This window comes from Pseudomonas sp. JS3066 (assembly GCF_036328175.1).
Lineage (GTDB): Bacteria > Pseudomonadota > Gammaproteobacteria > Pseudomonadales > Pseudomonadaceae > Metapseudomonas.
The window spans coordinates 1941794-1968296 of sequence record NZ_CP143312.1 but is presented as its reverse complement, the minus strand read 5'-3'; the positions used below and the strand labels follow the sequence as shown (position 1 = coordinate 1968296).

The 26503-nt window shown below is 62.8% G+C and carries 31 protein-coding genes and 1 pseudogene; 17 read left to right on the top strand and 15 right to left on the bottom strand.

Annotated elements, in window-relative coordinates:
• Window positions 1-56 precede the first annotated feature (56 nt).
• The gene (htpX, locus tag SA496_RS09180; RefSeq protein WP_120651510.1) at window positions 57-929 is read left to right on the top strand and encodes a protease HtpX; all 873 of its coding nucleotides are present in this window, start codon (window positions 57-59) and stop codon (window positions 927-929) included.
• Between the two features lie 133 nt (window positions 930-1062).
• On the opposite strand, the gene SA496_RS09175 is transcribed toward htpX, so the two are convergent.
• Complete coding sequence (locus tag SA496_RS09175; RefSeq protein WP_330115306.1) at window positions 1063-1719, bottom strand: thiopurine S-methyltransferase; 657 nt, start codon at window positions 1717-1719, stop codon at window positions 1063-1065.
• A gap of 99 nt (window positions 1720-1818) precedes the next feature.
• Here SA496_RS09175 and SA496_RS09170 point away from each other — a divergent pair, with 99 nt between their 5' ends.
• The gene (locus SA496_RS09170; RefSeq protein WP_153920243.1) at window positions 1819-2586 is read left to right on the top strand and encodes a DODA-type extradiol aromatic ring-opening family dioxygenase; all 768 of its coding nucleotides are present in this window, start codon (window positions 1819-1821) and stop codon (window positions 2584-2586) included.
• 116 nt (window positions 2587-2702) lie between these two features.
• On the opposite strand, the gene SA496_RS09165 is transcribed toward SA496_RS09170, so the two are convergent.
• Entirely contained in the window at window positions 2703-4379 is a 1677-nt protein-coding gene (locus SA496_RS09165) for a DEAD/DEAH box helicase (protein WP_120651513.1), read from the bottom strand.
• Window positions 4380-4749: 370 nt separating this feature from the next.
• Here SA496_RS09165 and SA496_RS09160 point away from each other — a divergent pair, with 370 nt between their 5' ends.
• Window positions 4750-5541: a crotonase/enoyl-CoA hydratase family protein gene (locus SA496_RS09160; protein WP_120651514.1), complete on the top strand. Its 792-nt coding sequence runs from the start codon at window positions 4750-4752 to the stop codon at window positions 5539-5541.
• Window positions 5542-5639: 98 nt separating this feature from the next.
• Here SA496_RS09160 and SA496_RS09155 read toward each other — a convergent pair whose 3' ends face one another.
• Complete coding sequence (locus tag SA496_RS09155) at window positions 5640-6386, bottom strand: spermidine synthase (protein ID WP_120651515.1); 747 nt, start codon at window positions 6384-6386, stop codon at window positions 5640-5642.
• A gap of 166 nt (window positions 6387-6552) precedes the next feature.
• Here SA496_RS09155 and SA496_RS09150 point away from each other — a divergent pair, with 166 nt between their 5' ends.
• The 4 genes from SA496_RS09150 (at window position 6553) to SA496_RS09135 (ending at window position 10820) form a co-directional block, all read left to right on the top strand.
• The gene (locus tag SA496_RS09150) at window positions 6553-7887 is read left to right on the top strand and encodes a flavin-containing monooxygenase (RefSeq protein WP_330115305.1); all 1335 of its coding nucleotides are present in this window, start codon (window positions 6553-6555) and stop codon (window positions 7885-7887) included.
• 14 nt (window positions 7888-7901) lie between these two features.
• Window positions 7902-8684, top strand: a complete 783-nt coding sequence (locus tag SA496_RS09145; RefSeq protein WP_120651517.1) for an SDR family oxidoreductase — start codon at window positions 7902-7904, stop codon at window positions 8682-8684.
• Window positions 8684-9406, top strand: a complete 723-nt coding sequence (locus SA496_RS09140; protein WP_330115304.1) for a sulfite exporter TauE/SafE family protein — start codon at window positions 8684-8686, stop codon at window positions 9404-9406. Before SA496_RS09145 ends, SA496_RS09140 begins: the two co-directional genes overlap by 1 nt.
• Before the next feature lie 64 nt (window positions 9407-9470).
• Window positions 9471-10820 carry a class II 3-deoxy-7-phosphoheptulonate synthase gene (locus SA496_RS09135; protein WP_330115303.1) on the top strand — a complete coding sequence of 450 codons (1350 nt, stop codon included), beginning with the start codon at window positions 9471-9473 and terminating at the stop codon, window positions 10818-10820.
• A gap of 102 nt (window positions 10821-10922) precedes the next feature.
• On the opposite strand, the gene SA496_RS09130 is transcribed toward SA496_RS09135, so the two are convergent.
• The 3 genes from SA496_RS09130 to SA496_RS09120 all read right to left on the bottom strand — a co-directional run bounded on the left by SA496_RS09130 (window position 10923) and on the right by SA496_RS09120 (window position 12986).
• A complete protein-coding gene (locus tag SA496_RS09130; protein ID WP_153920239.1) occupies window positions 10923-12140 on the bottom strand; it encodes a winged helix-turn-helix domain-containing protein in 1218 nt (405 codons plus the stop codon).
• A gap of 41 nt (window positions 12141-12181) precedes the next feature.
• A complete protein-coding gene (locus tag SA496_RS09125; protein WP_330115302.1) occupies window positions 12182-12682 on the bottom strand; it encodes a DUF3291 domain-containing protein in 501 nt (166 codons plus the stop codon).
• Window positions 12683-12752: 70 nt separating this feature from the next.
• On the bottom strand, window positions 12753-12986 hold the full coding sequence (locus SA496_RS09120; protein WP_120651522.1) for a DUF1127 domain-containing protein: 234 nt from the start codon (window positions 12984-12986) through the stop codon (window positions 12753-12755).
• Window positions 12987-13083: 97 nt separating this feature from the next.
• On the opposite strand from SA496_RS09120, the gene SA496_RS09115 reads away from it, so the two are divergent.
• Window positions 13084-13935, top strand: coding sequence for a LysR substrate-binding domain-containing protein (locus tag SA496_RS09115; RefSeq protein WP_120651523.1), 852 nt, complete (start codon window positions 13084-13086; stop codon window positions 13933-13935).
• Window positions 13936-13941: 6 nt separating this feature from the next.
• Here the strand turns inward: SA496_RS09115 and SA496_RS09110 are convergent, their stop codons facing one another.
• Window positions 13942-14694 carry a sulfite exporter TauE/SafE family protein gene (locus SA496_RS09110; protein WP_330115301.1) on the bottom strand — a complete coding sequence of 251 codons (753 nt, stop codon included), beginning with the start codon at window positions 14692-14694 and terminating at the stop codon, window positions 13942-13944.
• Window positions 14695-14795: 101 nt separating this feature from the next.
• On the opposite strand from SA496_RS09110, the gene SA496_RS09105 reads away from it, so the two are divergent.
• A complete protein-coding gene (locus SA496_RS09105; protein ID WP_330115300.1) occupies window positions 14796-15749 on the top strand; it encodes a LysR family transcriptional regulator in 954 nt (317 codons plus the stop codon).
• Here SA496_RS09105 and SA496_RS09100 read toward each other — a convergent pair whose 3' ends face one another.
• Window positions 15750-16259: an RDD family protein gene (locus SA496_RS09100; protein ID WP_120651526.1), complete on the bottom strand. Its 510-nt coding sequence runs from the start codon at window positions 16257-16259 to the stop codon at window positions 15750-15752.
• A gap of 138 nt (window positions 16260-16397) precedes the next feature.
• Between SA496_RS09100 and SA496_RS09095 the strand changes: the two genes are divergently transcribed.
• Window positions 16398-16844 (top strand): MarR family winged helix-turn-helix transcriptional regulator, encoded by a 447-nt coding sequence (locus SA496_RS09095; RefSeq protein ID WP_120651527.1) that lies wholly within the window; start codon window positions 16398-16400, stop codon window positions 16842-16844.
• A 152-nt stretch (window positions 16845-16996) separates the two neighbouring features.
• Complete coding sequence (locus SA496_RS09090) at window positions 16997-18016, top strand: alpha/beta hydrolase (protein ID WP_153920235.1); 1020 nt, start codon at window positions 16997-16999, stop codon at window positions 18014-18016.
• A 60-nt stretch (window positions 18017-18076) separates the two neighbouring features.
• On the opposite strand, the gene efp is transcribed toward SA496_RS09090, so the two are convergent.
• The 3 genes from efp to SA496_RS09075 form a co-directional block, all read right to left on the bottom strand.
• Entirely contained in the window at window positions 18077-18643 is a 567-nt protein-coding gene (efp, locus tag SA496_RS09085) for an elongation factor P (protein WP_120651529.1), read from the bottom strand.
• A 43-nt stretch (window positions 18644-18686) separates the two neighbouring features.
• Entirely contained in the window at window positions 18687-19817 is a 1131-nt protein-coding gene (gene earP, locus SA496_RS09080; protein WP_256661029.1) for an elongation factor P maturation arginine rhamnosyltransferase EarP, read from the bottom strand.
• 121 nt (window positions 19818-19938) lie between these two features.
• On the bottom strand, window positions 19939-20148 hold the full coding sequence (locus tag SA496_RS09075) for a hypothetical protein (protein WP_120651531.1): 210 nt from the start codon (window positions 20146-20148) through the stop codon (window positions 19939-19941).
• Window positions 20149-20417: 269 nt separating this feature from the next.
• Between SA496_RS09075 and SA496_RS29140 the strand changes: the two are divergent.
• The 5 genes and pseudogenes from SA496_RS29140 to SA496_RS09055 form a co-directional block, all read left to right on the top strand.
• Window positions 20418-21521, top strand: a pseudogene (locus SA496_RS29140) (methyl-accepting chemotaxis protein); the annotation flags it as partial.
• Window positions 21498-22382 carry a methyl-accepting chemotaxis protein gene (locus SA496_RS29135; RefSeq protein WP_377668760.1) on the top strand — a complete coding sequence of 295 codons (885 nt, stop codon included), beginning with the start codon at window positions 21498-21500 and terminating at the stop codon, window positions 22380-22382. The pseudogene SA496_RS29140 and the gene SA496_RS29135, both read left to right, overlap by 24 nt.
• Window positions 22383-22728: 346 nt before the next feature.
• Complete coding sequence (locus SA496_RS09065) at window positions 22729-23103, top strand: helix-turn-helix domain-containing protein (RefSeq protein WP_120651533.1); 375 nt, start codon at window positions 22729-22731, stop codon at window positions 23101-23103.
• Between the two features lie 73 nt (window positions 23104-23176).
• Entirely contained in the window at window positions 23177-23341 is a 165-nt protein-coding gene (locus SA496_RS09060; RefSeq protein ID WP_153920229.1) for a hypothetical protein, read from the top strand.
• A gap of 104 nt (window positions 23342-23445) precedes the next feature.
• A complete protein-coding gene (locus SA496_RS09055) occupies window positions 23446-24111 on the top strand; it encodes a YcbK family protein (RefSeq protein ID WP_153920227.1) in 666 nt (221 codons plus the stop codon).
• A 2-nt stretch (window positions 24112-24113) separates the two neighbouring features.
• Here the strand turns inward: SA496_RS09055 and SA496_RS09050 are convergent, their stop codons facing one another.
• From SA496_RS09050 to SA496_RS09040, 3 genes are all read right to left on the bottom strand, one after another.
• Window positions 24114-24317, bottom strand: a complete 204-nt coding sequence (locus tag SA496_RS09050) for a hypothetical protein (RefSeq protein WP_330115299.1) — start codon at window positions 24315-24317, stop codon at window positions 24114-24116.
• A 99-nt stretch (window positions 24318-24416) separates the two neighbouring features.
• Entirely contained in the window at window positions 24417-24662 is a 246-nt protein-coding gene (locus tag SA496_RS09045) for a hypothetical protein (protein WP_120651536.1), read from the bottom strand.
• A gap of 153 nt (window positions 24663-24815) precedes the next feature.
• Entirely contained in the window at window positions 24816-25025 is a 210-nt protein-coding gene (locus tag SA496_RS09040; RefSeq protein WP_120651537.1) for a cold-shock protein, read from the bottom strand.
• Window positions 25026-25324: 299 nt separating this feature from the next.
• Here SA496_RS09040 and SA496_RS09035 point away from each other — a divergent pair, with 299 nt between their 5' ends.
• Entirely contained in the window at window positions 25325-25495 is a 171-nt protein-coding gene (locus SA496_RS09035) for a hypothetical protein (protein WP_162945819.1), read from the top strand.
• Window positions 25496-25570: 75 nt separating this feature from the next.
• Here the strand turns inward: SA496_RS09035 and SA496_RS09030 are convergent, their stop codons facing one another.
• Window positions 25571-26479 carry a LysR substrate-binding domain-containing protein gene (locus tag SA496_RS09030; RefSeq protein ID WP_120651538.1) on the bottom strand — a complete coding sequence of 303 codons (909 nt, stop codon included), beginning with the start codon at window positions 26477-26479 and terminating at the stop codon, window positions 25571-25573.
• Between the last annotated feature and the right edge of the window lie 24 nt (window positions 26480-26503).

The following is a 26503-nucleotide window of genomic DNA, read 5'->3' as shown; positions in this document are numbered from 1 at the left end:
CCCTTATATACCCCGCATACCAAACCGCTTTCCGCCGTGAGGAGATTGTTCCAATCATGATGCGCATTCTGTTGTTCCTGGCCACAAACCTTGCAGTCCTGGTGATTGCCAGCATCACGCTGAAACTGCTGGGCGTAGACCGTTTCACCGGCCAGAACTACGGCAGCCTGCTGGTCTTCTGCGCCGTGTTCGGTTTCGCCGGCTCGCTGGTTTCGCTGTTCATCTCCAAGTGGATGGCGAAGATGAGCACCGGCACTGAAATCATCACCCAGCCGCGCACTCGCCACGAACAGTGGCTGCTGCAGACCGTCGAACAACTGTCCCGCGAAGCCGGCATCAAGATGCCGGAAGTCGGCATATTCCCCGCATACGAAGCGAACGCGTTCGCCACCGGCTGGAACAAGAACGACGCGCTGGTGGCCGTGAGCCAAGGCCTGCTGGAGCGATTCTCCCCCGACGAAGTGAAGGCCGTGCTGGCCCACGAGATCGGTCACGTCGCCAATGGCGACATGGTCACCCTGGCACTGATCCAAGGAGTGGTGAACACCTTCGTGATGTTCTTCGCGCGCATCTTCGGCAACTTCGTCGACAAGGTGATCCTGAAGAACGAGGAAGGTCCGGGCATCGGCTACTTCATCGCCACCATCTTCGCTGAACTGGTCCTGGGCATCCTCGCCAGCATCATCGTCATGTGGTTCTCGCGCCGCCGCGAATTCCGCGCCGATGAAGCCGGCGCCAACCTGGCCGGCACCAACGCGATGATCGGCGCCCTGCAGCGCCTGCGCGCCGAGCAAGGCGTGCCGGTACAAATGCCTGACAGCCTGACTGCCTTCGGCATCAACGGCGGCCTGAAGCATGGCCTCGCCGGCCTGCTGATGAGCCACCCGCCGCTGGAAGACCGCATCGAGGCCCTGCGCCGCCGCGGCTGAAACGAATCACACTGACTTGGGCGGCCAATTGGCCGCCCTTTTTTTGCCTGCGGGCTGGCTCCGAACCGAAGGTTGTGGCTGGGCTTAGCGAAGGCCAGCATTTCGTGCCCCAACGTGAACACGCAGCGAAAGGTTATCTGCGTCTCAGACGGAACACCGGTTCATGCAGGCTATCCAGCCCGCGAGAGGCGAACTTCCAGTTCTTCTCCAGCACGTCGTTGCGCTCCAGCATCTCCACCTCCCAGCTCGCCGCCAGATGCCTGTGCACTTCGGATTCGGGCACCGAGAACGGCGGACCCTCGAGGCGCGCCTGCTCGTAGTCCAGCGTCACCATCAGTCCGTCACAGCGCGCGGGCAGGATGCGATGCAGGTGCGCCATATAGTCATCACGCATCGAGGGCGGCAGCGCAATCAGCGCAGCGCGATCGTAGAGTGCCTGACAATCGGCGACATCAGCAGCGGTGACGGCGAAGAAGTCACCCTGGAGAATCTCGATGTCACCCATGCTATAGCGGCGCAGCGCGCCCTGTTGCGATACATCGGGGGTCAGCCCCTGCTCGGTAAAGAAATCCTCCACCGCACGCTCGGCCAGCTCGACACCCAGCACTTTGTGGCCCTGCCCTGCCAGCCAGACCAGGTCCAGGGTCTTACCACAAAGCGGCACCAGCACCTGGCAACCCTGCGCCAGACCCAGCTTCGGCCAGTAGCGCTCGAGATAGGGATTGATCTCGCGCAGGTGGAAACCGATCTGATTCTGCGCCCAGCGCGACTGCCAGAACTGCTCGTCCATGAAACCTCCATCAATTCGATCAAATCGCTCAAATATTTATGCTGGATATCCATATATCCAGCCCGGATGATGCCGGAATCCTACCGGAGGAATTCCGAAATGCTACCCAGCCTCTACATCTCCCACGGCTCCCCCATGCTCGCCCTGGAGCCCGGCGAAAGCGGCCCTGCACTCAAAGCCCTGGCTGACGCGCTGCCCCGCCCCAAGGCGATCCTGGTGGTTTCCGCCCACTGGGAAAGCAATCAGCTGCTGTTGAGCGGCGCTGCGCACCCGGAAACCTGGCACGACTTCTACGGCTTTCCACCGCCGCTCTACGCCGTGCAATACCCAGCGCCCGGAGCGCCCGAGCTGGCCGAAGAAATCGCCGGCCTGCTGACCGAGGCCGCTCTCCCTGCTGGCATCGACGCGGAACGCCCCTTCGACCATGGCACCTGGGTCCCACTGTCGTTGATGTATCCGGATGCCGCTATTCCGGTGGTCCAGCTGTCATTGCCGAGCCGTCTTGGCCCTGCCTTTCAGACTCGCGTCGGCCATGCACTGGCAGACCTGCGCCAACGCGGAATCCTGCTGATTGGCTCTGGCAGCATCACCCACAACCTGGGCGAACTGGACTGGCATGCAGGCCCCGAAGCTATCAAGCCCTGGGCAAAGGAATTCCGCGACTGGATGGTGGCGCACCTCGCAGCCGACGATGAAGCAGCCTTGCATGACTACCGTAGACTGGCGCCCCATGCCGCACGCAACCACCCACGGGACGAGCACCTGCTGCCGCTCTATTTCGCCCGAGGCGCTGGCGACCGCTTCGGCCTGGTGCACAGCGGCTTCACGCTGGGAGCCCTAGGGATGGATATCTATCGGTTCGACTGAACGGCGATGCTCTGTTTAGGGGCGAATGAATTCGCCCCTAAATAGAATCGATAACTCAACAACGGACACAAAAAAGCCCCGCTAATGCGGGGCTTTCCTGTTTACGGCTATGCGAATCAATCTTCGCGATAGCGACGCAGCTTCAGCTGCTTGCCGGCGACTCGCGTGTCCTTCAGCTTGCCCAGAAGGCGATCGAGGCCTTCTTCCGGCAGTTCGATCAGACTGAAGGTTTCGCGGATCTGAATGCGACCGATGGCGTCGCGGGCAATGCCGCCCTCATTGAGGATGGCACCCAGCAGGTTCTTCGCGGCGATGCCGTCGCGAGTACCCAGGGCGGTACGGCAACGCACACGGCCTTCGGCCAGCGGCATGGGCGCACGGCGCTCGCGGTACTCACCACGCTCACTACGCTCGCCACCGTCACGCTCGCGACGCTCACGCGGCTGGGAGCTCGGCACCAGAGGTTGCTCACGCTCGACGTCGGCAAGGTTGAGCGCCTGGCCATTGGTGGCCTTGCGCAGCAGCGCCGAGGCCAGGGCTCGCGGGCTGCAACCGATATCGGCGATCAGGCGATCAAGCAGCTCGCCGTGGCTGGCTTCAGCATCGGCCACAAGCGGATTGAGGCTGGTGGTGAGCTTCTTGATGCGCGCGTCCAGAACCTGTTGGGCGTTGGGCAGGCGCACTTCAGCGACCTTCTGGCCAGTCACACGCTCGATCACTTGCAGCATGCGGCGCTCGCGCGGGGTCACCAGCAGCAGCGCGCGACCGTCACGGCCGGCTCGGCCGGTACGGCCGATACGGTGCACGTAGGATTCCGGATCGTAGGGCATGTCCACGTTGAACACGTGGGTGATGCGCGGCACGTCGATACCGCGAGCGGCAACGTCGGTGGCGACCACGATGTCCAGACGGCCATCCTTCAGCGACTCGATCACCCGCTCACGCTGGTTCTGAGCGATGTCACCGTTCAGCGCGGCGGCTTTGTAGCCCTTGGCTTCCAGCGCGCTGGCCAGGTCCAGGGTGGCCTGCTTGGTACGCACGAAGGCGATAAGCGCGTCGAACTCCTCGACTTCCAGCAGACGCAGGACGGCTGCGGTCTTCTGGTCCGCGTGGACCATCAGGTGAGCCTGCTCGATGCGCGCCACGGTCTGGGTCTTGGCGGCGATCTTGACGTGTTGCGGGTTCTGCAGGTGACGCTCGGCGATGGAACGGATCGACGGCGGCAGGGTCGCGGAGAACAGCACGCTCTGGCGGCTTTCCGGGAGTGCTTCGAAGATTACTTCGAGGTCGTCCATGAAGCCGAGCTTGAGCATTTCATCCGCTTCGTCCAGCACCAGTTGCTGCACGGTGGCGAGCATCTTGTCATCGCGACGCAGGTGGTCGCACAGACGGCCGGGGGTAGCCACGATTACCTGGGCACCCTGGCGCAGGGCCTTGAGTTGCGGCCCCATGGGCGCGCCGCCGTATACGGCGACCACGTTCAGGCCTGGCATCTGCTTGGCGTAGGTTTCGAAAGCGGTGGCAACTTGCAGTGCGAGCTCGCGGGTCGGTGCCAGGATCAGCGCCTGCGGCTCTCGTTTGGCCGGATCGATGCGCGACAGGATCGGCAGCGCGAAGGCTGCAGTCTTGCCGGTACCGGTCTGGGCCTGGCCAATCATGTCGTGACCGGCAAGGATTACCGGAATCGATTGGGCCTGGATGGGGGACGGCTCTTCATAGCCAACCGCGGCAATAGCAGCTAGTACGTTGGGATGAATGCCGAGCGCGGCGAAAGTGCCGATTTCCTGGGTCATGGGTCTGCCTCGTGTGCATCCGCAAAGACCCTTGTTCCATGGCTGCACATGCCGTGAAGGACCTTGTGGGTCACCCTGGCAGCCTGGTAGAGAATTTGCGTGATCGCTTTATTGGGAATGGATGAATCGTCAAGGGTAGTCCGCTGCGCGGACTTGCAGCCGAAGGCAAAGTGCCTCGGAAAAAAACGCAGTACTTGAACGGGGCCGTCAGTTGGCCGGCGCGCATCATACAGGAAATATCTCGCCAGCGTGCAGATTTTTCTACACCTCCGCAACTGCTCCGCCAGACGGTTCGGGCCAATGGACAAGCCCTTTACGCGGGTCTATATCCCACCTGCCCAGTTTCCACTCCCACAAAGGAAAGCCATCCATGTCCACCAGTTCCGCCGGCCGCGTCAGTCGTGAGAAGCGCGGCCACATCATGCTGATCGGCCTTGACCGCACGCCCAAGCGCAATGCCTTCGACCAGGCGATGCTGGATGATCTGGTACTGGCCCTGGGCGAGTACGAACGGGACGACGATGCTCGCTGCGCGCTGGTATTCGCCCATGGCGAGCATTTCACCGCCGGGCTGGACTTGGCCAGTGTCGGTGACACCTTCAGGCAGGGCTGGCAGCTACCGACAGGCGCCATCGACCCCTGGGGCACCTTCGGTGGCCCACGCCTGACCAAGCCACTGATGGTCGCGGTGCAAGGCTACTGCTACACCATCGGCATCGAACTGATGCTGGCGGCCGACATCAATCTCTGCGCCAGCAACACTCGCTTCGCCCAGATGGAAGTACAGCGCGGCATCTTTCCCTTCGCCGGCGCCACCTTGCGACTGCACCAGATAGCTGGCTGGGGCAACGCCATGCGCTGGCTGCTCACCGGCGACGAATTCGACGCCCACGAAGCCTATCGCCTGGGCCTTGTGCAGGAAGTTCTCGCCAGCGAAGACCTGCTGCCTCGCGCCATCTGGCTCGCCGAGCGCGTGGCGGCCCAGGCGCCACTGGGCATCCGTGCCACCCTGGCGTCGGCGCACCAGACTCTGGATGACGGCGAGAAATTAGCGGCCGCCGCTCTTCAGGCCACGGCACAACAACTCCTGGCCACCGAGGATGCCAAGGAAGGCCTGCGCGCGATGCTGGAAAAGCGGGAGGGGAAATTCAAGGGGAAATAACCAACATTCTGCAGGAGCGAGCTTGCTCGCGAAGGATCGTGCCTGGGCTGTTCGCGAGCAAGCTCGCTCCTACCTCATCACCCCATCCACCCGAGGTTTCAACTCGCCGGCCTCACCACATCCAGCAGCGATTGCAGTGAGTACCCCAGGCTCGGCGCCAAAGCCTCGGCTTTCGCCTGGAGCGCGTCACGATCCAGCACCTGATCCAGGTCGGCTGGCACGAACAGCACCACATTGCCTTCCTTCACCGGGCACTCCCAGTAGTGGCGATGAAAAAGCCCGCGCAGCAGAGCGGCACCCAGGGGTTTGCCGTCCTCCGCCGCCCATTGGTTGATCACCAGCCAGCCGCCGGGGCTGAGGCGTTTCTGACAGGCGCCGAGGAAGTTCCACGCCAGGTGGCCAACGCCCGGTCCGTGGTCGGTGTAGAGATCGACGAAGATCAGGTCCGCCGGCTCCGCGCTGTCGAGCAATTCAAGGGCGTCACCAATACGCACGTAAAGGCGGGGATCGTCGGTCAGGCCGAGATACTCCATGGCCAGCCTTGGCACATCCGCGCGCAGCTCGATCACTTCCACATCTTCCAGCGACAGGAACTTCAGGCAGGCCTGAGTCAGCGTCCCGGCCCCAAGGCCGAGGAACAATGCGTTTTCCGGTGCCGAATGACAGAGTGCGCCCAGCAGCATGGCGCGGGTGTAGTCGTACTCCAGCCAGGCCGGATCGGCCGTGAACACGCAGCTCTGCTCCACCGCTTCGCCGAATTCGAGGATGCGATAAGGGCCGACTTCGTAGACGCGGATCACGCCGAATTCATCATGCACTTCCGCGAGCAGGCGCTCCTCGGACATCAAGTCATCACTCCTTCAAGGCCGGCGCTGACAATTCGCACCAACCCGGCGCAACACCGGCGCCTATTGCCATTGAAGCCGGAGCAGGTGCTCCCGGCATAATCCGAACCGCACGCCCCAAGGGCGAAAACCGCACAAGAATAACAGCGCAGAGGTCGAACCCAGCATGTACGCCATCATCGGCGCGGGCCCAATGGGCCTGTGCAGCGCCCGCCAGTTACAGAAACACGGCATTCCCTTCATTGGCTTCGAACTGAACGGCGATGTCGGCGGCCTCTGGGACATCGACAACCCCCACAGCACCATGTACGACTCGGCGCACCTGATCTCCTCCAAGCGCACCACCGAGTTCACCGAGTTCCCAATGGATGCCGAGGTGGCGCCCTATCCGCACCACAGCGAGATGCGCCGCTACTTCCGTGATTACGCGAAAAACTTTGACCTCTACAAGCATTTCCGTTTCAACACCCGCGTGCTTCGCCTGGAACGCCAGGAACAGGGCTGGAAACTGGTCAGCGAAACGGATGGCCAGCGCCGTGAAGATCATTTCGACGGCGTGCTGATCGCCAACGGCACCTTGCACACACCCAATCGCCCCGCCCTGCCCGGCCAGTTCGACGGCGAACTGCTGCACTCGGCGGATTACCGCTCGCCGGCGATTTTCGACGGCAAGCGCGTGTTGCTGGTGGGTTGCGGAAACTCCGCCTGCGACATCGCGGTCGATGCCGTGCACCGCGCAACCTCGGTCGACCTCTCGGTGCGCCGCGGCTACTACTTCCTGCCCAAGTTCATCTTGGGCCGCCCGACCGATACGTTCGGCGGCGCCGTGAAGCTCCCCCGCCGGCTCAAGCAACTGGTCGATGGACTGCTCGTCCGCGCGCTGGTTGGCAAGCCGTCACAGTACGGTCTGCCCGACCCCGACTACCGGCTCTACGAATCCCACCCAGTCATGAACTCCCTGGTGCTCCACCACCTGGGCCATGGCGATATCAAGGCGCGCCCGGACATTTCCCGAATCGACGGCCGCAGCGTGACCTTCAGCGACGGTCGCCAAGCCGAGTACGACCTGATCCTGCAAGCCACCGGCTACAAGCTGGATTACCCCTTCATCGAGCGCGCCGAGCTGAACTGGCCTGAGCGCGCCGGTGCGCCGCAGCTCTACCTGAACATCTTCCACCCCGAGTACGACGACCTGTTCATGATGGGCATGGTCGAGGCCTCCGGCCTGGGTTGGCAGGGCCGCGCGGAGCAAGCCGAGCTGGTGGCCCTGTACATTCGCCAGTTGCAATCCGGCAGCCCGTCGGCCCGATCCTTCCAACAGTTCAAGCGCGAGCGCGCCGGACTGCGCCTGGACGGCGGATACCAGTACCTGGAACTCGAACGCATGGCCTACTACGTCCACAAGGACAGCTACCGCGCCACCATCGCCATGCACACCGCAGAACTGCGCAAGGACCTGGCCACCAGCAGCCAGCCCATGACCGCCCAGAACCTGGCCTGACGCGGAGGCGAATAATGAGAGTCGTCCTGATCACCGGCGCCGCCAGCGGCCTCGGCTGGGAACTGGCGCGCGCCTGTCACGCGGCTGGCAACGCACTGCTGCTGACGGACCTCGATGCCGCCGGACTGGCTGCACGAGTCGCAGAACTGGGTGACGAGCGCGTCGTGGGTGTGGCCGGCGACATCACGGACAGCGACGTTCACGGGCAGCTTGTCGACATCTGCCGCCAACGCTTCGGCCGCCTTGACCTGCTCATCAACAATGCCGGCATCACCCATCGTTCGCCGACCATCCACACCGCACCACAGGTTCTGCGCCGAGTGATGGCGGTGGATTACCACGCGCCGCTGGAGCTGACGCTGGCCGCCCTTCCGCTGCTGCGCGCCAGCCGTGGTCAAGTGATTGCCATTGGCTCGATGGCAGGCTGGATGCCGGTGCTCGGCCGCGCCGGCTACTGCGCCGCCAAAAGCGCCCTGACCCAGGCGTTCGAAGTGCTGCGCGCAGAGATTGCCCGCGACGGCGTGGGCCTGCTGATGGTCTATCCCAGCTTTCTCGATACTCCCATCGAACGCAACGCACTCGGGGGCGATGGTCGTCCCGCGCAACACGCGCGCTCGACGGTGGGCAAGGTGCGCAGCGCCGACTGGATGGCCAGGGAGATACTCAAGAGCGCGAACACCCGCCAGCAGCGACTGTTCCCCGACCGCGGGAGCTGGCTCGCCAGCCTGCTCTGGAGGTTGGCGCCGGCCCTCTACTATCGGCAGATGAGTCAGCGTTTCGTCGGGGAACTGGATTGATGGAATTCGCCTGGCTGGTCCTTGGCGGTTTCATCCTGCTTGCTTACACCCTGGAAGCCATCACCGGCTTCGGCAGCACCATCGTCGCCTTATCCCTGGGCGCCCTGCTGCTGCCGATCCAGGAACTGCTTCCGGTGCTGGTACCGCTGAACATCCTCATGAGCGGGTTTCTCGCCTGGCGCCATCGACGCCTGGTGCAATGGCGGCTGCTGCTGGTCACGGTGCTACCGGGCATGCTTGCCGGCACCCTCGTCGGCTACGGACTGCGACCCTGGCTTGACGAGGGGGCGATGAAGCTGGGCTTCGGCGTATTGATACTCTGGTTCGCCCTGCGCGGGCTGCTCCAGGGTGCTCCCCAGGGCCGCACTCCGGCCTGGATGACGCGCCTGCAAACCGGCGCTGCCGGCATCAGCCACGGCCTGTTCGCTTCCGGCGGACCATTGCTGGTACATGCCCTGGCCGCTACCGCGCTGGACAAGGCCCGGCTGCGCGCCACCCTGCTCTGCGTCTGGTTCGGCCTCAACAGCCTGTTGACCCTGGCTTTCCTCATCGATGGCAGCCTGACGCCGGCGCTGCCTCGCGTCGTTTTCTATACACCGCTGCTGGTACTCGGGATGCTGGTCGGGGAGTACCTGCACAAGCGCCTGGCGGAAGCGCATTTCCGCACCGCCATTCACCTGCTGCTGTGCCTCTGCGGCGTGCTTCTCTGCTGGCGTGCCTAGCGCCGCTTCGGGGCCTTTCGGGTACCATGGCTCATCTACCGCAAGCAGCCGTATCGAGACCCTGATGAGCAGCCAAGAATGGAGCCCTGAAAGCTGGAGGGAAAAACCCATCCAGCAGCAGCCCGAATACCCGGACGCCGCGAAACTGGCGCATGTCGAGCAAACCCTGGCGAGCTACCCGCCGCTGGTGTTCGCCGGTGAAGCGCGCGAGTTGCGCCGCCAGTTTGCCGAGGTGACTGAGGGGCGTGCCTTCCTGCTACAGGGCGGTGACTGCGCGGAAAGCTTCGCCGAGTTCTCCGCCGCGAAGATCCGCGACACCTTCAAGGTGCTGCTGCAGATGGCCATCGTCATGACCTTCGCCGCCGGCTGCCCGGTGGTGAAAGTCGGTCGCATGGCCGGACAGTTCGCCAAGCCGCGCTCCTCCGGCAATGAGACGCAAGGCGACGTGACCCTACCCGCCTACCGTGGCGACATCGTCAATGGCATCGGCTTCGACGCCGCCAGCCGCGTGCCGGACCCGGAACGCCTGCTGCAGGCTTACCACCAGGCCACCGCCAGCCTCAACCTGCTGCGCGCCTTCGCCCAGGGCGGATTCGCCGACGTGCACCAGGTGCATCAGTGGAACCTCGATTTCATCGCCAACTCGGCGCTGACCGAGAAGTACAGCCAGTTGGCCGATCGCATCGACGAAACCCTGGCCTTCATGCGCGCCTGCGGCCTGGACAGCGCACCGCAATTGCGCGAAGCGAGCTTCTTCACTGCCCACGAAGCACTCCTGCTGAACTACGAGCAGGCCTTTGTCCGCCGCGACAGCCTCACCGGCAATTGGTACGACTGCTCTGCGCACATGCTCTGGATCGGCGACCGAACCCGCCAGCCGGAAGGCGCCCACGTGGAATTTCTACGCGGCGTCGGCAACCCCATCGGGGTCAAGGTCGGACCGAGCATGGACAGCGACGACCTGATTCGCCTGATCGACATCCTCAACCCCGACAATGACCCCGGCCGTCTCAACCTGATCGTGCGCATGGGCGCGGAAAAGGTTGGCGATCACCTGCCACGCCTGATCCGCACTGTCGAAGCTGAAGGCCGCAAGGTGCTATGGAGTTCGGACCCCATGCACGGCAATACCATCAAGGCTTCAAGCGGCTACAAGACCCGCGACTTCGCCGCCATTCTCGGTGAGGTGAAGCAGTTCTTCGAGGTGCACCGCGCCGAAGGCACCTACGCCGGTGGCATCCATATCGAGATGACCGGACAGAATGTCACCGAATGCATCGGCGGCGCCCGTCCAATCACCGAAGACGGTCTCTCCGACCGCTACCACACCCATTGCGACCCACGCCTGAATGCCGACCAATCCCTGGAACTGGCCTTCCTGATCGCCGAGACGCTGAAGCAGATACGCCGTTAGGACTGCGCTCTTCCTGTGGGGGTGAATCCATTCGCCAAGGGCTGCAACGCAGCCCGTGCCACCTGCCTGGATAGCGAATGAATTCGCCCCCACAAAACACCATCAGCTCACCAGCCTGGACAGAGATGCCTGCAACCGCAGCGTCCCCGGCCGCCGGCAGGTGACTGCTACCTCGTTCAATCCCAGCCACAACGCCATGCCCTGCAGATTGTCGGCCAAGGCCTGCATGCCGGCTTCACTGAGACCGCGCTCCTCTTCGTGCAATGCATGCACCGCCAGGCGGCCCTGGGCGCGTTCGGCACGCAGATCGACGCGGGCAGCCAGGCGTTCGTCGTGCAGGAACGGCAGCACGTAGTAGCCGTACTGGCGCTTGTGCTGCGGCGTGTAGATTTCCAGGCGATAGCGGAAGTCGAACAGGCGCTCGGTACGTCCCCGCTCCCAGATCAGCGAATCGAAAGGTGACAGCAGTGCGCTGGCCTTCACCTTGCGCGGCACCTTGGGGTCACCCAGGCAATAGGCGGGCTGCTTCCAGCCGTCGACCTGAGCCAGCTGCAACGCTCCGTCCTCCACCAGCTCAGCCAGGCGCGCCTGGCTGTCGCCGGTATCCAGACGGTAGTAATCCCGCAGATCACGCTCGGTGGCCACGCCAAGCGCCTGGGCCGCACGCAGCAGCAATTGTCGCTGCGCTTCAGCCTCGGGCATCTCGGCCTGGCTGAGAATGGCGGCGGGAATCACCCGCTCCGGCAAGTCGTAGATACGCTCGAAACCCCGGCGCCCGGCTACCGTCACCTCGCCAGCGGCGAACAGCCATTCCATCGCATGCTTTTCCGCGCTCCAGTCCCACCAGGGCCCAGCCCGCTCTTCGCGCGTGCTCAACGCCCCAGCGCCAAGAGCGCCCTGCTCGCGCACCGACTGCAGGACGCGCTGGATCACTTCCCGCTGTTCGAATCCGAAACGCGCCAGCTGCTGATAGATGCCCCGGCCATTGGCCGCCCTGCGCATGCGCCAGCGCATCAGCGGATAGAGTTCCAGCGGCAACAGCGACGCCTCATGGCCCCAATACTCGAACAACGCCCGGCGCCGAGGCTTGCCCCAGGCGAGGTCGTCCAGCAGTTCACGATCGTAGTGGCCGAGGCGGGAAAAGGCCGGCAGATAGTGCGAGCGCACCAAGGCGTTCACCGAATCGATCTGCACCACCCCCAGCGACTCCAGCTGCGCCTGCAATTGCCGATGTCGAATGGCGCCGCGTGGCGCACGGGCGAAACCCTGCGCAGCCAAGGCCAGGCGACGGGCTTCGGGAAGGGAAAGACTCAGCGTCATAGGGCTCCGTGCCGGCAAGGGGAAGACGCTTCACAGTAGCATCAGCCCGCCTGGCTTTCGCGCTCCAGTTCCGCGGGTACGAACGGTACGGATTCGTCCGGCGCGAGGAAGGTCTGGCGGAAGGTAAAGGCCTCCGGCGTGGGGCCGTGTTCGCGCAACCGGGCCAGACGCGCCGCCGCTTCCCGGACATCGGGGCGATGTCCCTTGGGAACCCACCAGAGCACCTGGTGCATACCGGAGGCACGCTCGAACCATTCCTTGCGGCGTTGCAGCATCTCGACGTGGGCCGAACGGTAAACGAAGTCGGTAAGGCTGGCGACATCGCGCCAGACCGACAGATTGACCAGCACCTCAGGACCGAAGGGGCGAATGGCAGTGGCATCACCTTCCTCGTCCTGCAGCCGCCAGACGAAGCCCGGTGAACGCTCGGCCAGGGCGTTGACCGGCGCCAGGTTAGCGACGAAATCAGCCATGCCAGGGGAGTCCAGGGGCGTCTTCATCAGGGCTATGTTCAGTTGGGCAAGTTCGTGAGTGTTCGACATGAGTTCCTTTCCCTATCAGCAAATGTGCGGCCCGCCCTTCGCTTCACCGTTGGCGGGCCGCATCGAGGCTTCACTTCTTCAGCGGGTCTTCCCAGAAATGACGCTCGCTTTCTTCCATGACGTCAGCGCGGGACAAACCAATGTCCTTGAGCATCTCGTCGCTCATCCTGGACAGTTGATCACGCTCATACGCCAGTTGCTCCCAGCGCCTGACCATGCGCCAGGCAGCGGCGAGCCAGCTTTCCCGATGAGGTTCGAAACCGGCGTGATGCGAAGTACCGATAAAACCGTGTTGACCTTTCATCTTGGTGTCCTCCCAGTGGGGATGGCGCCAGTTTCCAACCAGGACTAAGATCAATCCAACGAATGTTTCTTATGAAGCACATCTCAGGATTTGATGAATGAACTACCCAGCCATTGATACCGAACTGCTGCGTACCTTCGTCGCCATCGCCGACTATGGTGGATTCACCCGCGCAGCAGAGATGGTCAATCGCACCCAATCGGCCGTGAGCATGCAGATGAAGCGGCTGGAGGAAGATGTACTACAGCGTGCGGTGTTCGAGCGCGACGGCCGCCAGGTCAGGCTCACCGCCGAAGGGCAGATACTGCTGGGCTACGCGCGGCGCATTCTCAAGCTACACGGCGAGGTGATGAACACCCTGCGCCAGCCGCACATGGTGGGTTCGGTGCGCATCGGCACGCCGGACGACTATGTGATGCGCTTCCTGCCTGGAATTCTCTCGCGCTTCGCCCAGGCCTATCCGCTGGTGCAAGTGGAGGTGCACTGCGACTCCTCCGCCCAGTTGCTGCAGCGCCAGGACCTCGATCTGACCATCGTGACCCGCAAGCCGGGCGACGACATCGGCGAGTTCCTGCGCCAGGAGCGCATCGTCTGGGCCGAGGCCATAGGCTTCAACCCCCACGAGCAACCGGCTCTGCCGCTCGCCATGTTCAACTCCGAATGCTTCTGCCGCGCCTGGGCCTGTAACGCCCTGGACGCCATTGGGCGCGAGTACAGGGTGGCCTACACCAGCCCGAGCCTGTCGGCCATCATGGCCGTGGTCAGCGCTGGGTTGGCGATCACCGCCCAATTGCAGAGCCTGATCACCCCCGACATGCGCATTCTGGGTGAAGCCGAAGGTCTACCGCAGTTACCGGTGTGCAACATCATGCTGTTGCGCAATGAACGCCATCAATCACCGGTAACCGAGACCCTGGCAGAACATATCGTGGAAGGTTTCCGGAATTGATCGGCCTCACTTGAGGCCAAGCATCGCGGCACACACCAGCAAGAAGACGCAGAACAGCGAACGCAACACTCGTTCCGGCAAAGCATGAGCCAGGCGCACGCCCCAGCTGATGCTGAGCAAGCCGCCTATCGCCAGGGGCAAGCCCATCGCCCAGTTCACGTGATCGTGCAGGCCGTAAGTGGCAAGGGTAACCGCAGTGCCCGGCGCGGCCAGCGCCAGGGACAGGCCCTGGGCCATGATCTGGCTGGTGCCGAACACGCTGGTCAGCACCGGTGTCGCAATCACCGCACCGCCGACCCCGAACAGACCACCCGCAACGCCTGAAATACCGCCCAACACCCCGAGCCAGGGCCAGGGGTGGCGCAACTCTGAACTGGCCTGGGCCTTGGCCATGAACATCCGCGCGAAGTTGTATGCGGCAAGCGCCAGCAGGAAAGCCACGAACGCCAGGCGCATGCTTTCCGCATCAACTCGAACCGCGAACAGCGACGCCATCCAGGCGAAACCGAAACTGGTGGCAGCCAGCAGTGTCGCGTAGCGTGGGTCGATACGGTTGCGCTGGTGGTAACGCCACAGCGCCAACAGCACGTTGGGCACCACCATTACCAGGGCGGTGCCCTGGGCCAGTTGCTGATCAAGACCGAAGAGCACGCCCAGAGCGGGAATGGCGATCAGCCCACCGCCAATGCCGAAGAGCCCTCCCACGGTGCCGAGCACTGCACCCAGTGCGACGTTCAGTACAAAAGCCAAAAGATCCATGACGCCTCCCAAACAGATGGGAAGATGCTACCGACCGCCGGTTGTCGCGGAAACGCACAGCAACGCACAATGGCTTTGCGTAATTCGCAAAGGCAAATCTGATGAACCCCGATGCCCTGACCGAACAACTGGCCCTCTTTCTCGACGTCCTGGAGGCTGGAAGCTTCTCCGCCGCCGCCCGCCGTCACCCACTCACACCCTCCGCCGTAGCGCGACGCATCGACGCCCTGGAGCGCGCCCTGGGCAGCAACCTGTTCGTCCGCAACACCCATGCGGTGAAAGCGACGCCCGCTGGCCTGGCCTTTGCCGAACGGGCAAAGCGGGTGCTTGCGGAACTGCGCCTGGCCCGCGCCGAAGCCGTATCCCTGAGCAGCGCACCGGAGGGGCTGATCCGTATCGATGCGCCAAGCCCATTCGGCCGCAGGCACCTGGCGCCGGCCATTGCGGAGTTCCTCACCCACTACCCCGGCCTCGATGTGCAGCTGCGACTGATCGACAGCTTCATCGACATGCACGGCGAGAGTCTCGGCCAGGTGGATCTGGTACTGCGCATTGGCCCGCTTGCCGATACCCGCCTGGTCGCGACTCCGCTAGCGCCACTGGTACGCATTCTCTGCGCCAGCCCGGACTATCTGCGCCGACGCGGCATTCCCCGGAACCCGCGCGAACTGCCCGACCACGACGGCCTCGACTGGGACGCCCTGGCACCGCCCTATGCCTGGCGCTTCGAGGTGGACGGCAAGTTGCAGCACATTCGCCCCGGACGCATGCGGATGACCGCGAACAATGCCGAGACCCTGCTCTTCAGTGCCGTCGCGGGGCACGGAATTGCCCACCTGCCGACCTGGTTGATCAGCGAACACCTGGTGCGCGGCGAACTGGTGCCGCTGTTCTGCGAGGACGGCTTGCCTCCGCCGGAGCCCAGCGGCATCTACGCCTTGCGCCTGGAAGGGGAAGCCAGCTCGCGCAGTCGGCTACTGCTGGAGTTCCTGAAGAATCGATTTGGCCCGGTGCCGCCCTGGGACCTTGCCTTGGGCAGCCTTGGGCGGATCTGATCAACGCGGCAACTGCACCACCCGGGTACCGGCCAGCAAGTCATGCAGGCAACGACGATCGGCACGGAAGATGAACAGGTAATCCACCAGTACCAACAACACGCCCACGACCGGGATATAGGCCAGCAACCACCAGAGCAGATACCGCTTGAGCAGCAGGTTGCCCAGTTCGGGGACCTGGCCGTCGAGATTGACGATGGCGATCTTCAGCAGGCGCTTGCCGAGCGTCTGGCCGAAGTTCTTGAGGAAATGCCCGTTGACCAGCAAGAACACTGCGATCCCGACTACAAGGCTCAGCAACTGCTGGCCCAGGCTGGGCTCGATGCCCTGCTGGGCGGCGGCGAAAGTGCCGGAGAAGTAGGCCACCGGCACGGTTACCAGACTCATGATCAGACCATCTATCAACGCAGCCGCCAGGCGTGTCCAGCGTGAAGCAAGCAGCGGTTCGGCGGCACTGTTGACGGTGAGTTCCGCCTGGGGCACCTGATAAGGGTTTTGCAGGTTGTCCATGATGCAGTCCTTGCAGTGATCGACCGGGAAATTGTGGCCTACACAAGACCGTCTTGCAGGGTGATGGAAAGAATGAATTTTGCCCACGAAAGGCTTGCGCGCTAAATTGGTCACCATCACTGCCTATGGAGACCGACCATGTCCACTCCCCCGTGCAAGGAGCTGATGCTCGACAACCAGCTCTGCTTCGCCCTCTATTCCACTTCGCTGATGATGACCAAGGTCTACAAGCCGCTGCTCCAGGAGCTGGGCCTTACCTACCCGCAATACCTCGCCATGATGGTGCTCTGGGAAGGCGACGGCATCACGGTCGGAGAAATCAGCAACCGGATGCTCACTGATCCGGGCTCCCTCACTCCGCTGCTCAAGCGCCTGGAAGCCGAAGGCTTCATCACCCGAACTCGCAGCAGCAAGGACGAGCGTGTGGTGGAACTGCGCCTCACCGAGCAAGGCCGTGCCCTGCAGGAGAAGGCCAAGAAGGTGCCCGCCTGTATTCTCGCGGCTACCGAGCGCACGACAGATCAGCTGGGTGTCCTCAAGGATGACCTCGTGTCCCTGCGCAACAGTCTGGGAAAGGCCGTCTGACGGCCTTATTCCCATTTCCTTCAGGCGTTATTCCAAAGTCTTCCAATAATTATCTTGCGCACTAAATAAATCAGGATTAATTTCTGCCTCAAGCACTTATTTAGCGCGCAAACTTTTATACAGCAAACTTAATCCAGATAGAGGAATACGCCATGAAATCGATCAGCACCGTAGTTGCAGGCAGCCTTCTCGCCCTCTCCGTGAGCCACGCATTCGCCGCCGGTAGCCCGGGTGTCGAACATGACACCCAGGCTTTCCTCGAAGCCTTGGCAGCCGGTGGTGGCCAGCCCCTGGAAACTTTGGCACCCAAGGATGCCCGCGCGGTGCTGGTAGGTGCGCAGGCCAGTGTGAAACTGGAACTGCCGAAAGCCGATGTCAGCAAGAAGACCATCGAAGCCGAAGGCCAGAAGATCGACCTGACAATCGTCCGCCCTGAAGGCGCCAAGGGTGAACTGCCCGTGTTCATGTTCTTCCACGGGGGCGGCTGGGTACTGGGCGACTATCCGACCCATGAACGCCTGATCCGAGACCTGGTGGCCAACTCCGGCGCAGTTGCGGTCTACGTGAACTACACGCCCTCCCCCGAGGCGAAATACCCGACCGCCATCAACCAGGCCTACGCTGCCACCAAATGGGTGGCCGAGCACGGCAAAGAGATCGGTGTGGACGGCAAACGCCTTGCGGTGGCCGGCAACAGTGTCGGTGGCAACATGGCCGCCGTGGTCAGCCTGATGGCCAAGGACAAGGGCACGCCGAAGATCCGCTTCCAGGCCCTGCTGTGGCCCGTAACCGACTCGAACTTCAACAACGCCTCGTACAACCAGTTCGAGAACGGCCACTTCCTCACTCGCAACATGATGAAGTGGTTCTGGGACAGCTACACCACTGACCCGAAACAGCGGGCCGAAATCTACGCCTCGCCGCTTCAGGCTTCGACCGAACAGCTGAAAGGCCTGCCGCCGGCACTGGTGCAGACCGCCGAATTCGATGTGCTGCGCGATGAAGGCGAAGCCTATGCCCGCAAGCTCGACGCCGCTGGAGTCGAGGTCACCTCGGTGCGCTACAACGGCATGATCCACGACTTCGGCCTGCTCAACGTGCTGGCCAAGGTCCCGGGCACCCGCGCAGCAATGCAGCAAGCCGGCGAGGCGATCAAGGAGCACCTGAAGTAAGAACTACAGAAACGAAAAAGCCCGGCGTATGCCGGGCTTTTTCTTGTCTCGCTAAAAGGCTCAGGCCTTGACGCGGGACTTGTACTCGCCGGTGCGGGTATCGATCTCGATGGAGTCACCGATTTCGCAGAAGGCGGATACTTGCAGCTCGGCACCGTTGTTCAGGCGAGCAGTCTTCATGACCTTGCCGGAAGTGTCGCCACGGACGGACGGCTCGGTGTAGGCGATCTGGCGAACGATGGTGGTCGGCAGTTCAACCGAGATCACGCGATCGTTGTAGAACACGGCTTCGCAGACGTCGGTCATGCCGTCTTCGATGAAGGTCAGCACGCCTTCCAGGTCGGCTTTCTCGATCTCGTACTGGTTGAACTCGGTGTCCATGAACACGTACAGCGGATCGGCGAAGTAGGAGTAGGTCACTTCCTTGCGTTCAAGGATGACCGGCTCCAGCTTGTCGTCGGCCTTGAACACGGTCTCGGTGCCGGCGCCGGTCAGCAGGTTCTTCAGCTTCATCTTGACGACAGCACTGTTACGGCCGGACTTGTTGAACTCGGCCTTCTGGATGACCCAGGGAGCGCCATTGATGTTGGCAACTTGGCCGGCGCGGAACTCTTGAGCGGTTTTCATACGAATATCCGATGTGGATGGGTGACAAAAAACTGGCCGCGTATCATAGCGGTTTTGTACAAATCTGCACCAGACCCGTCGCGAGGTCCGCACGCGATGCCTGCAGCAGGCACCACTGCTCGGCTTTCAGGCTGATTTCCGACCATTGCGCCAACAGCTCATTCCAGGCCTCGCCCATCCCCTCTCCCTTGTTCCAGGCCCGCCAGCTTTGGGCCAGCGCAGCAGCTGCGGCCGGCGACAGGTCGCGGCAATAGAGGGTAAGAAACGCCTCCAGCTTGTCCCAGTGGGCGCCCTCCTCTTGCTGGTAGATGTGCCAGAGCAGCGGCTTCCCCGCCCATTGGGCGCGGATGAAGGAGTCTTCGCCGCGTACCGCATTGAAATCGCAGCACCAAAGGATTTTGTCGTAGTCGTCCTGGCTGACGAAAGGCAGCACCTGGATCGCCAGTTTCCCGCGACGGAATCCGGTGCCCGCCGTCAGCTGTTCCTCGCCAAGCCAGTCAGCCAGATCGGCCAGTACCCGACCAACGGGCACCAGCAGTTGCACCGGCTGATCACCCGCCGCCAGGATGTCCAGCCAGCCGGCCAGGGCTGCGTTCTCATAGGCAAACAGCGAAATCAGCAGCGCGCCTTCCTCGTGCGCAACACCCAGTTCTTCCAGGAAGGTCCGCCGCGCGTCGGGATCGACCAGGAATGCCTGGCGTCGTTCAACCAGCCCGGACTCCCTCAGCAGGCCGCCGGTGCCCTCGATGAAACCTGGAAAGTAGAAAGCCTTCTGCAGGCCATTGGCCTGGAAGGACGGTAGGCCATGGCATCCGGCCACCCAGTCCTCGGCACTGAGGTATTCCAGATTCAACCAGTGGGGCTTGTCCGCCCTCGCGGCCATGGCCGTCAGGTACGGGTCGGGAAGCTGGCAGGCGAAGGCTTCGATCACCACGTCCGCCGCCTCCACCGGCTGCCAATCCTGGCGCCAGTGACGGATTTCCACGCCGTGTTGCCATTGGCTCTCCGCCTCTGGATCGGCTTGAGGACAAAGCGGCGCGAAGGCGGCAGGTTCATCCACCCAAAGGCGCACCGACTGGCCGTGCTCGGCCACCAGTTGGCGAGCCAGGCGCCAGGTCACGCCGATGTCGCCAAAGTTGTCGACGACGTTGCAGAAGATGTCCCACTTCACGATGCGTGATTCCCAGGAAAAACCGCAGTTTAACCAAGACGCGAGACACAAGAACAAAATGCCCGCCATCAAGGCGGGCCAAGGGGAGCATGGTGCCGAAAAGGGTTTGCGTGGAGCGAGTGGCTCAAGCCGCCAATCGATAGGGACTGCTTTCGCGACGGGCCAGTTCCAGTTGCCAGATCGCCTGATTGGCGCCGGCCGCGTCACGGGAGGTGAAGGGACCGGAACGCATCACGCCGTCCACTACCACAAACCAGCAGGCCATATGGCCAGCGGCCCTGAGAGTTTCCGGAACCGCAGTACCGACCAGGGACATGACATCAACGTGGGACATCGCCTCACCTCCATCGCTTTTGCATGGTGTAAAGACTATGGCGATGGCTCGACCAACAGAAATCAGTTGCCTCAATAGTGGCTATCCACAAGAGCAATTGGCCCTCCGACTGGACAGCACCGAAATGGGGCGTCTAGATTGGTGGCTCATAGCCATTAGCCGTGGATGGCGCCCCCCCTGACAGGAAGTCAAGCGATGTTCTCCCCCGCCTGCAGTGCCTTCGCTCGCCCCCTGCCTCCCCTTCGCCCACTCGATACGAGGCGTCTGCCATGAACAGTTCGATCAAACGCTTCTTCAACGACCTCAGCGTCCGCCAGAAGCTGCTCACCGGATTCGGCCTGGTCCTCGCCATCACCCTGCTGGTGGCCTGGACCAGCTGGCGCGCACTGGAAGGTGCACTGCACCGATTCGACATCCTGCTCCGGGTCAACGACATCGATACCAAGCTCTACCAGGTCCGGCAGCACGAGAAGGACTTCATCATCCGCAGCGACGAACAGGCCATCGGCAACGCGCTGCAGATCATCGGAGAGATCCAGGGCATCGCCGACAACACCCTGAAGGTGATGACCATTCCCCGCACCATCGATCTGATGAAGCAGATCCAGACGGATCTCGGCCAGTACCAGCAGAACCTGACGGGACTGGCGGAAATGGAGAAGAACAAACGCAGTGCCCAACAGAATATGGAGCAGGCTGCCCGCGAGGCGCTGAAGCAGTTCGATGAACTGGAGCAGCACCTGACCCAGGAAGCCCTGCAGCAGATCCGGCAGAGCGGCGACGAGGACGGTATTCGCGCGCTGGAAACCGCGACCCATGCGTCGGGCATGGCCAAGGACGTCCTTAGCGCACGGCGCCACGAAAAAGACTTCGTCATGCGCGGCGATGCGCAGTACGCCGACAAGCTCAACGCCTTGTTCGACGGCCTCGAGAGCCGCACCAGCGACCTCGCCTCACGCATCAGCGAACCCTCAGCCCAGGAAAACCTGGACTCAGCGCGCAAACAGATCGCACGCTACCGCAGCGAATTCGCCAACCTGCGCCAAAGCATCCAGCTCCATGCCGACTCCGAGTCCGCGCTGACGAAACGCGCCTCGGGTATTTCCGGTTCCTCCACCGACGCACTGAGCATCCAGATGCAATTGCTCGAAGCCGACGCGCGCCAGGCCAAGACCATCCTGGTCACGGCGGCCGCCATCGGGTTCGTGGTCGGATTGGTGTCCGCCCTGATCATTGCCCAGTTGATCGTGGCCCCCCTTCGCCAGGCCGTTCAGCAAGCCCGCAAGGTGGCTGCCGGTGACCTGACCTCGGATATCCGCAGCGATCGCAAGGATGAGCTTGGTCAACTGATGCAGGCCATGCAGGACATGACCGAGAGCCTGCGCAGCCTACTCAGGCGCCTCGGCAGCGGCATCGAACAACTGGCCACGGCCGCCGAGGAAATGTCCGCCGTGACCGAGCAGACCAGCGCCGGCGTGACCCAGCAGAAAATGGAAACCGAGCAGGTGGCCACCGCCATGAATGAGATGGTCGCCACCGTCCAGGACGTCGCCCGTAACGCTGAATCCGCGGCCGATTCCGCCAGCCACGCCGATCGCCAGGCACAGCACGGCACCGCCGTCGTGCAGCAGGCCATCGAGCGCATCGAACACCTGGCCCAGGCAATCGAGCAGTCCGCCGGAGCCATCGAGCGACTCAAGCACGACAGCACCAACATCGGTACCGTGCTCGACGTGATCAAAAGCATCGCCGAGCAGACCAACCTGCTCGCCCTCAATGCCGCCATCGAAGCAGCCCGGGCGGGAGATGCCGGGCGCGGGTTCGCGGTCGTCGCAGACGAGGTGCGCGCCCTCGCCCGCCGGACCCAGGAATCCACCACGCAGATCGAGCAGCTGGTCAGCACCTTGCAGGACGGCGCCCAGGGCGCGGTGGACATGATGGGCAGAAGCCGCACCCAGGCCGGCCATACGGTGGACGCTGCCAAAGAGGCCGGAACTGCGCTGGAGGCCATCAATGACTCGGTCTCCAATATCCAGCAGCTCAACCAGCAGATCGCCACCGCCGCCGAGCAGCAAAGCGCCGTGGCCGAAGAAATCAACCGCAGCGTCACCAGCATTCGCGACGTGGCCGAGCAATCCGCAGCGGCCACAGAGGAAACCTCGGCCGCCAGTGTCGATCTCGCCCGCCTCGGCGGCGAACTGCAGACAGAGGTCAACCGCTTCCGCCTAGGCTGAACGCAAAAGCCCCCTGCCCGCTCGCACGGACAGGGGGCAACCAGAGACAGTAAGGCGCCGTCACGCAGGCGGCCCTGTGGCCCAGAACCAGCAACAAACTCTCGACCGGTCCCGCCACGCCGCATCACGACCTGCGGCACCAGGCCCGTCGCGTCCCGAGCAGCCTGCGCTACCGGGCGCTGGTATCCCTGGTGGTGAACCGGTCCCGCCCCTGCGGGTTTTCCCCATCATCCCTGAGCGCCCTTGGCAATCCGTTGATTGCGGACTACCATAATCACGTTTTGCACACCATGCAAACACGATAAGTGAGCCAAGGACGATTCATTCCGTCATTAAGATTCGCGGCATGAACACGCTTGGATCGCGCATCGCGCACTACAGAAAGCTGAAAGGACTCTCTCAGCAGGCCCTGGCCAACGAGTGCGGCTGGGAATCACAATCCCGTATCGGCAACTACGAGCGGGATACCCGCGAGCCCTCGTTCGAAGACCTCAAACGCATCGCCAAGGCGCTGGAGGTATCGCTCAACGACCTGCTCAATCCCGTCATGCAGATTGCCGAATCGAAAGACGGCCATTACGGCCCGGAACAGACACTGAGTCCACGCTCCCGCCAGGTGCTCGACCGCCTCACCCGTGCAGCCAGCGAAGGCCGCCTGGTCGAACAGGACCTGGTTCTGCTGGAGCAGATCGCCCGGCGACTGGAAAAACCGGGCGATTGATCGACCCTTTTCTCCAGCTACCTGTCTCAAGGACATGGGGAATCCGATCCCTCATGCCCGAGAGGTAACGCGCATGATTGCCAAAGTCGTGAAGATTGCCTTGCTGGCCGTCGTACTCGCCAGCAACAGCGGCTGCATCATCCATCACTACGATGACGACGATCACCGTGGTGGCTGGGACGGCCACCGGGACCACGATGACCGAGACCGGGACGGGCACAGGAAAGGCCACCGTTGAATAACGAAAAAGCCCCGCGATGCGGGGCTTTTTCCGCAATCTTCTGCAGTTTTCGCGACCGGGTGTATAGTCGATCACCCTGATCTCCCAGCGAGCGGTCGCCCATGGCTGCCTCCTCTCCCGGAATCTCCAGACGCCAGGTACTCAAGGCCTTCGCAGCATTCGGCGCGGCCCTTGTCGCGGGCGACGCCCTGGCCAGCCGGATCGAGGTGACGCTGCGCCCCCGCAACCTCCACGCACGCATGCTCAATCGTGATCGCCACCTGCGCCTGGAACGCCCGGCCGCAGGAGAAGTCGCCACCTTCTGCTACTTCCGCAAGGGCAAGGGCTGGGACCTGGAAGGCTATCGTCAGGGCTGCCGCATCCTGCGAGACGTGAAGTACAAGAGCACGGTGAAGATCAACGTCAAATTGCTCGACCTGCTTTTCCTCATCCAGGCCTGGCTTCGCATCAACAAGCTCCCCACCCGCATCCTGGTGAGCAGCGGTTATCGCACCCCGCAGCACAACGCCACCCTGGAAGGCGCCGCCCGGCAGTCCCTGCACATCCGTGGCATGGCCGCCGACATCCGTATTCCCGGCGTCAGCGTCGAACGTCTGGGCAGGCTGGTCCGCGCCCTCGGCGCCGGTGGCGTGGGCTTCTATCCATCCAAGGGGTTCATCCACGTAGACGTTGGCCGCGTCAGGACCTGGCGAGTCGCCGCGCTGGTGGAGCCAGGGCAGGAAGAATGGGCTCTGGCCGTGTTGGACCAGGGCGAGCATTTCGCCTGACTTCAATCGAAGTCAGCGCAGTCCCCGCAAACGAACTGGCCACGCCGATCCGTGCGTTCGGTCAGTTCGCCGCAGTAATCGCACTCCCCTTCCACGGCGTCGAGCGGATCGGCGTCTTCATCGTCGAAGCACTCGTCATCCAGGTCATCGTCGTTGTCGAGCAGATGATCGTGCTCGGGTTCGTGGAGGTCGAGATCGTCGTCCATAGCACCGCACCAGATGTGGAAATCGAAAGGTCGCGGACTATAGCGCCGAGGCTGCGCTCCCGCCAATGTGGCTTAGCCCGGCGGTACCGACGTCGGTGCTCAGCATTCCGCCGAGCTGAAAACCGGACGATGGTGCTCGTCGATGCGCAGGAGCTTGCTCAATGCATCCCTGGCGGCCTCGAGGGCGTCGCACTGGCGCGCAAAGTAAGCGCCGTCGTAGACGCGATAGAAGAAGGGTTCGTCGTCGCTGCCGTTCCGCGCAATGGCGATGAAGGCCAGCACATGGTCGCCATTGATGAGCGTTTCGGGCCAGGCGGCGTGTTCCGGGAAGTCTCGTCTGTACATGGTGACCTCCGGCGGATCGAGTCTCAGTTGCGGAAAGTCCACTATCTACCTGCAGAACCCGAATAGCTTCCTTTCGATCCAATATCGGACCGAAGGTCTCCGTCCGCCAAAAAAAAACCCCGCACGGCGCGGGGCTTTTTTTCGACGCGGCTGTTACAGCGGGCGAACCTGCTCAGCCTGAGGGCCTTTGGCCCCGTCGGTGACGAGGAAGCTTACGCGCTGACCTTCGTCCAGGGATTTGTAGCCATCACCTTCGATCTGGCGGAAGTGAACGAACACGTCCGGACCTTGCTCGGGGGTGATGAAGCCGAAGCCTTTTTCAGAGTTGAACCACTTAACGGTACCGTTCTGGCGAGTTGCCATGATGTTGTCTCCAAGGTGTAGGAATAGCGGTCAGGCGAAAGCCCAGCCATGACTGTATGCGTAGTGAAGGGTGCCGAGGAGATGGAACATCGAAAGGACAGAACATCAAGCCGGTGCCGCAAGACTGAGCAGGCAGTGGGCGAAGAATACAGGGTTCGGCGAGATTGGAAAGTTTTTTCTGGCGGCTCGGCACCCGGCGCGTTGGCCAACCGGCCGAAATAGCGGGTTGGCCGGAGGGCGAGCCTGTATAGTCACGGGTAGGCCTCGCTTTCGAGCGCTCACAAATCAAAGGTGCTCTCATGTCTGATAACCCAACAAACCGTGCCAGGTCCGAGCTGGACGAGCAGACCAGGGCCTTTCTGTCGAAGGGCGGCGAGATCACAGAGGTCCCCACCGGCAAGACCGGATGGAATACGGGACGTCAGAAGTCGCAGTGGTCCAAGCCCCAGGCGAAGAAACCCGAAGAATGATGACAAGGCGAGCCAATGGCTCGCCTTGTCATTATCGGCGCCGGCAACCGCCCGCGCCCGCTCCCGGGACGGCCTTCAGTCGCCCTCCCCCATCAAGTCCTGCAAGCGCTGGCGCAGCCAGCTTTCCGCCGGATCACTGTCCAGCATGCTGAGCCAGACCATATCCAGGTCCAGCTCGGGTGTTTCGAAGGGCAGCGACTCGTAACGCAGCTGGCCGGAAGCGGCCATCGCTTCGGCGATGTAATCAGGCAGGCTGACCAGCAGATCGGTGTCCGCCAGCAAGGCCGGCAAGGCACTGAACTGCGGAACCGACAACACCACCCGGCGCGTGCGTCCGATCGACTGCAACCAGTCGTCCGCCAAACCGTGGGTACTGGCCGTGTGGGATACCTGGACATGGGGCCTGGCGCAGTACTCATCCAGGGTCAGGAGCGCGTCGCCCGGGTCCGCACGCAGCACTTTCGGGTAGACGCGGCGCAGGCGCTTGCACCTGGCATTGGCCGGCAAGTCGCGGGTCTGGGCGATGCCGACGGTAATCTCGCCATTGGCCAGCAGCTCAGGAATCCGCCAATAGTTGGCATGTTGCACCACGATCACGATGTTCGGCGCTTCATTACGCAACGCCCGCAGCACTGGCGGCAACAGTGCGAACTCGACGTCATCCGACAGCCCGATGCGGAAAGTCATGTTGCTGGTGGACGGGTCGAACTCGTGAGTCAGGCTGAGCGCCACGGACAGGGCATCCAGCGCCGGTGACAAGTGCCGGGAGATCATCTCGGCCCGGGCAGTTGGCTCCATGCGGTGGCCGACGCGGACGAACAAGGGGTCGTTGAACAGCGCACGCAGGCGATTCAGGGCCGCGCTGATGGTGGGCTGGACCAGAAAGAGCTTCTCCGCGGCCTTGGTGACATTGCGCTCCTGCATCAACGTCTCGAACACCACCATCAGGTTGATGTCGGCCTTGCGCAGTTCGTTGCGATTCATACCCCGCTCCTCCCGTGATTCGCG

Coding starts and splice junctions, on each gene's coding strand:
- htpX (WP_120651510.1), top strand. CDS start 57: ATGATGCGCATTCTGTTGTTCCTGGCCACAAACCTTGCAGTCCTGGTG.
- SA496_RS09175 (WP_330115306.1), bottom strand. CDS start 1,719: ATGGACGAGCAGTTCTGGCAGTCGCGCTGGGCGCAGAATCAGATCGGT.
- SA496_RS09170 (WP_153920243.1), top strand. CDS start 1,819: ATGCTACCCAGCCTCTACATCTCCCACGGCTCCCCCATGCTCGCCCTG.
- SA496_RS09165 (WP_120651513.1), bottom strand. CDS start 4,379: ATGACCCAGGAAATCGGCACTTTCGCCGCGCTCGGCATTCATCCCAAC.
- SA496_RS09160 (WP_120651514.1), top strand. CDS start 4,750: ATGTCCACCAGTTCCGCCGGCCGCGTCAGTCGTGAGAAGCGCGGCCAC.
- SA496_RS09155 (WP_120651515.1), bottom strand. CDS start 6,386: ATGTCCGAGGAGCGCCTGCTCGCGGAAGTGCATGATGAATTCGGCGTG.
- SA496_RS09150 (WP_330115305.1), top strand. CDS start 6,553: ATGTACGCCATCATCGGCGCGGGCCCAATGGGCCTGTGCAGCGCCCGC.
- SA496_RS09145 (WP_120651517.1), top strand. CDS start 7,902: ATGAGAGTCGTCCTGATCACCGGCGCCGCCAGCGGCCTCGGCTGGGAA.
- SA496_RS09140 (WP_330115304.1), top strand. CDS start 8,684: ATGGAATTCGCCTGGCTGGTCCTTGGCGGTTTCATCCTGCTTGCTTAC.
- SA496_RS09135 (WP_330115303.1), top strand. CDS start 9,471: ATGAGCAGCCAAGAATGGAGCCCTGAAAGCTGGAGGGAAAAACCCATC.
- SA496_RS09130 (WP_153920239.1), bottom strand. CDS start 12,140: ATGACGCTGAGTCTTTCCCTTCCCGAAGCCCGTCGCCTGGCCTTGGCT.
- SA496_RS09125 (WP_330115302.1), bottom strand. CDS start 12,682: ATGTCGAACACTCACGAACTTGCCCAACTGAACATAGCCCTGATGAAG.
- SA496_RS09120 (WP_120651522.1), bottom strand. CDS start 12,986: ATGAAAGGTCAACACGGTTTTATCGGTACTTCGCATCACGCCGGTTTC.
- SA496_RS09115 (WP_120651523.1), top strand. CDS start 13,084: ATGAACTACCCAGCCATTGATACCGAACTGCTGCGTACCTTCGTCGCC.
- SA496_RS09110 (WP_330115301.1), bottom strand. CDS start 14,694: ATGGATCTTTTGGCTTTTGTACTGAACGTCGCACTGGGTGCAGTGCTC.
- SA496_RS09105 (WP_330115300.1), top strand. CDS start 14,796: ATGAACCCCGATGCCCTGACCGAACAACTGGCCCTCTTTCTCGACGTC.
- SA496_RS09100 (WP_120651526.1), bottom strand. CDS start 16,259: ATGGACAACCTGCAAAACCCTTATCAGGTGCCCCAGGCGGAACTCACC.
- SA496_RS09095 (WP_120651527.1), top strand. CDS start 16,398: ATGTCCACTCCCCCGTGCAAGGAGCTGATGCTCGACAACCAGCTCTGC.
- SA496_RS09090 (WP_153920235.1), top strand. CDS start 16,997: ATGAAATCGATCAGCACCGTAGTTGCAGGCAGCCTTCTCGCCCTCTCC.
- efp (WP_120651529.1), bottom strand. CDS start 18,643: ATGAAAACCGCTCAAGAGTTCCGCGCCGGCCAAGTTGCCAACATCAAT.
- SA496_RS09075 (WP_120651531.1), bottom strand. CDS start 20,148: ATGTCCCACGTTGATGTCATGTCCCTGGTCGGTACTGCGGTTCCGGAA.
- SA496_RS29135 (WP_377668760.1), top strand. CDS start 21,498: ATGCAGGCCATGCAGGACATGACCGAGAGCCTGCGCAGCCTACTCAGG.
- SA496_RS09065 (WP_120651533.1), top strand. CDS start 22,729: ATGAACACGCTTGGATCGCGCATCGCGCACTACAGAAAGCTGAAAGGA.
- SA496_RS09060 (WP_153920229.1), top strand. CDS start 23,177: ATGATTGCCAAAGTCGTGAAGATTGCCTTGCTGGCCGTCGTACTCGCC.
- SA496_RS09055 (WP_153920227.1), top strand. CDS start 23,446: ATGGCTGCCTCCTCTCCCGGAATCTCCAGACGCCAGGTACTCAAGGCC.
- SA496_RS09050 (WP_330115299.1), bottom strand. CDS start 24,317: ATGGACGACGATCTCGACCTCCACGAACCCGAGCACGATCATCTGCTC.
- SA496_RS09045 (WP_120651536.1), bottom strand. CDS start 24,662: ATGTACAGACGAGACTTCCCGGAACACGCCGCCTGGCCCGAAACGCTC.
- SA496_RS09040 (WP_120651537.1), bottom strand. CDS start 25,025: ATGGCAACTCGCCAGAACGGTACCGTTAAGTGGTTCAACTCTGAAAAA.
- SA496_RS09035 (WP_162945819.1), top strand. CDS start 25,325: ATGTCTGATAACCCAACAAACCGTGCCAGGTCCGAGCTGGACGAGCAG.
- SA496_RS09030 (WP_120651538.1), bottom strand. CDS start 26,479: ATGAATCGCAACGAACTGCGCAAGGCCGACATCAACCTGATGGTGGTG.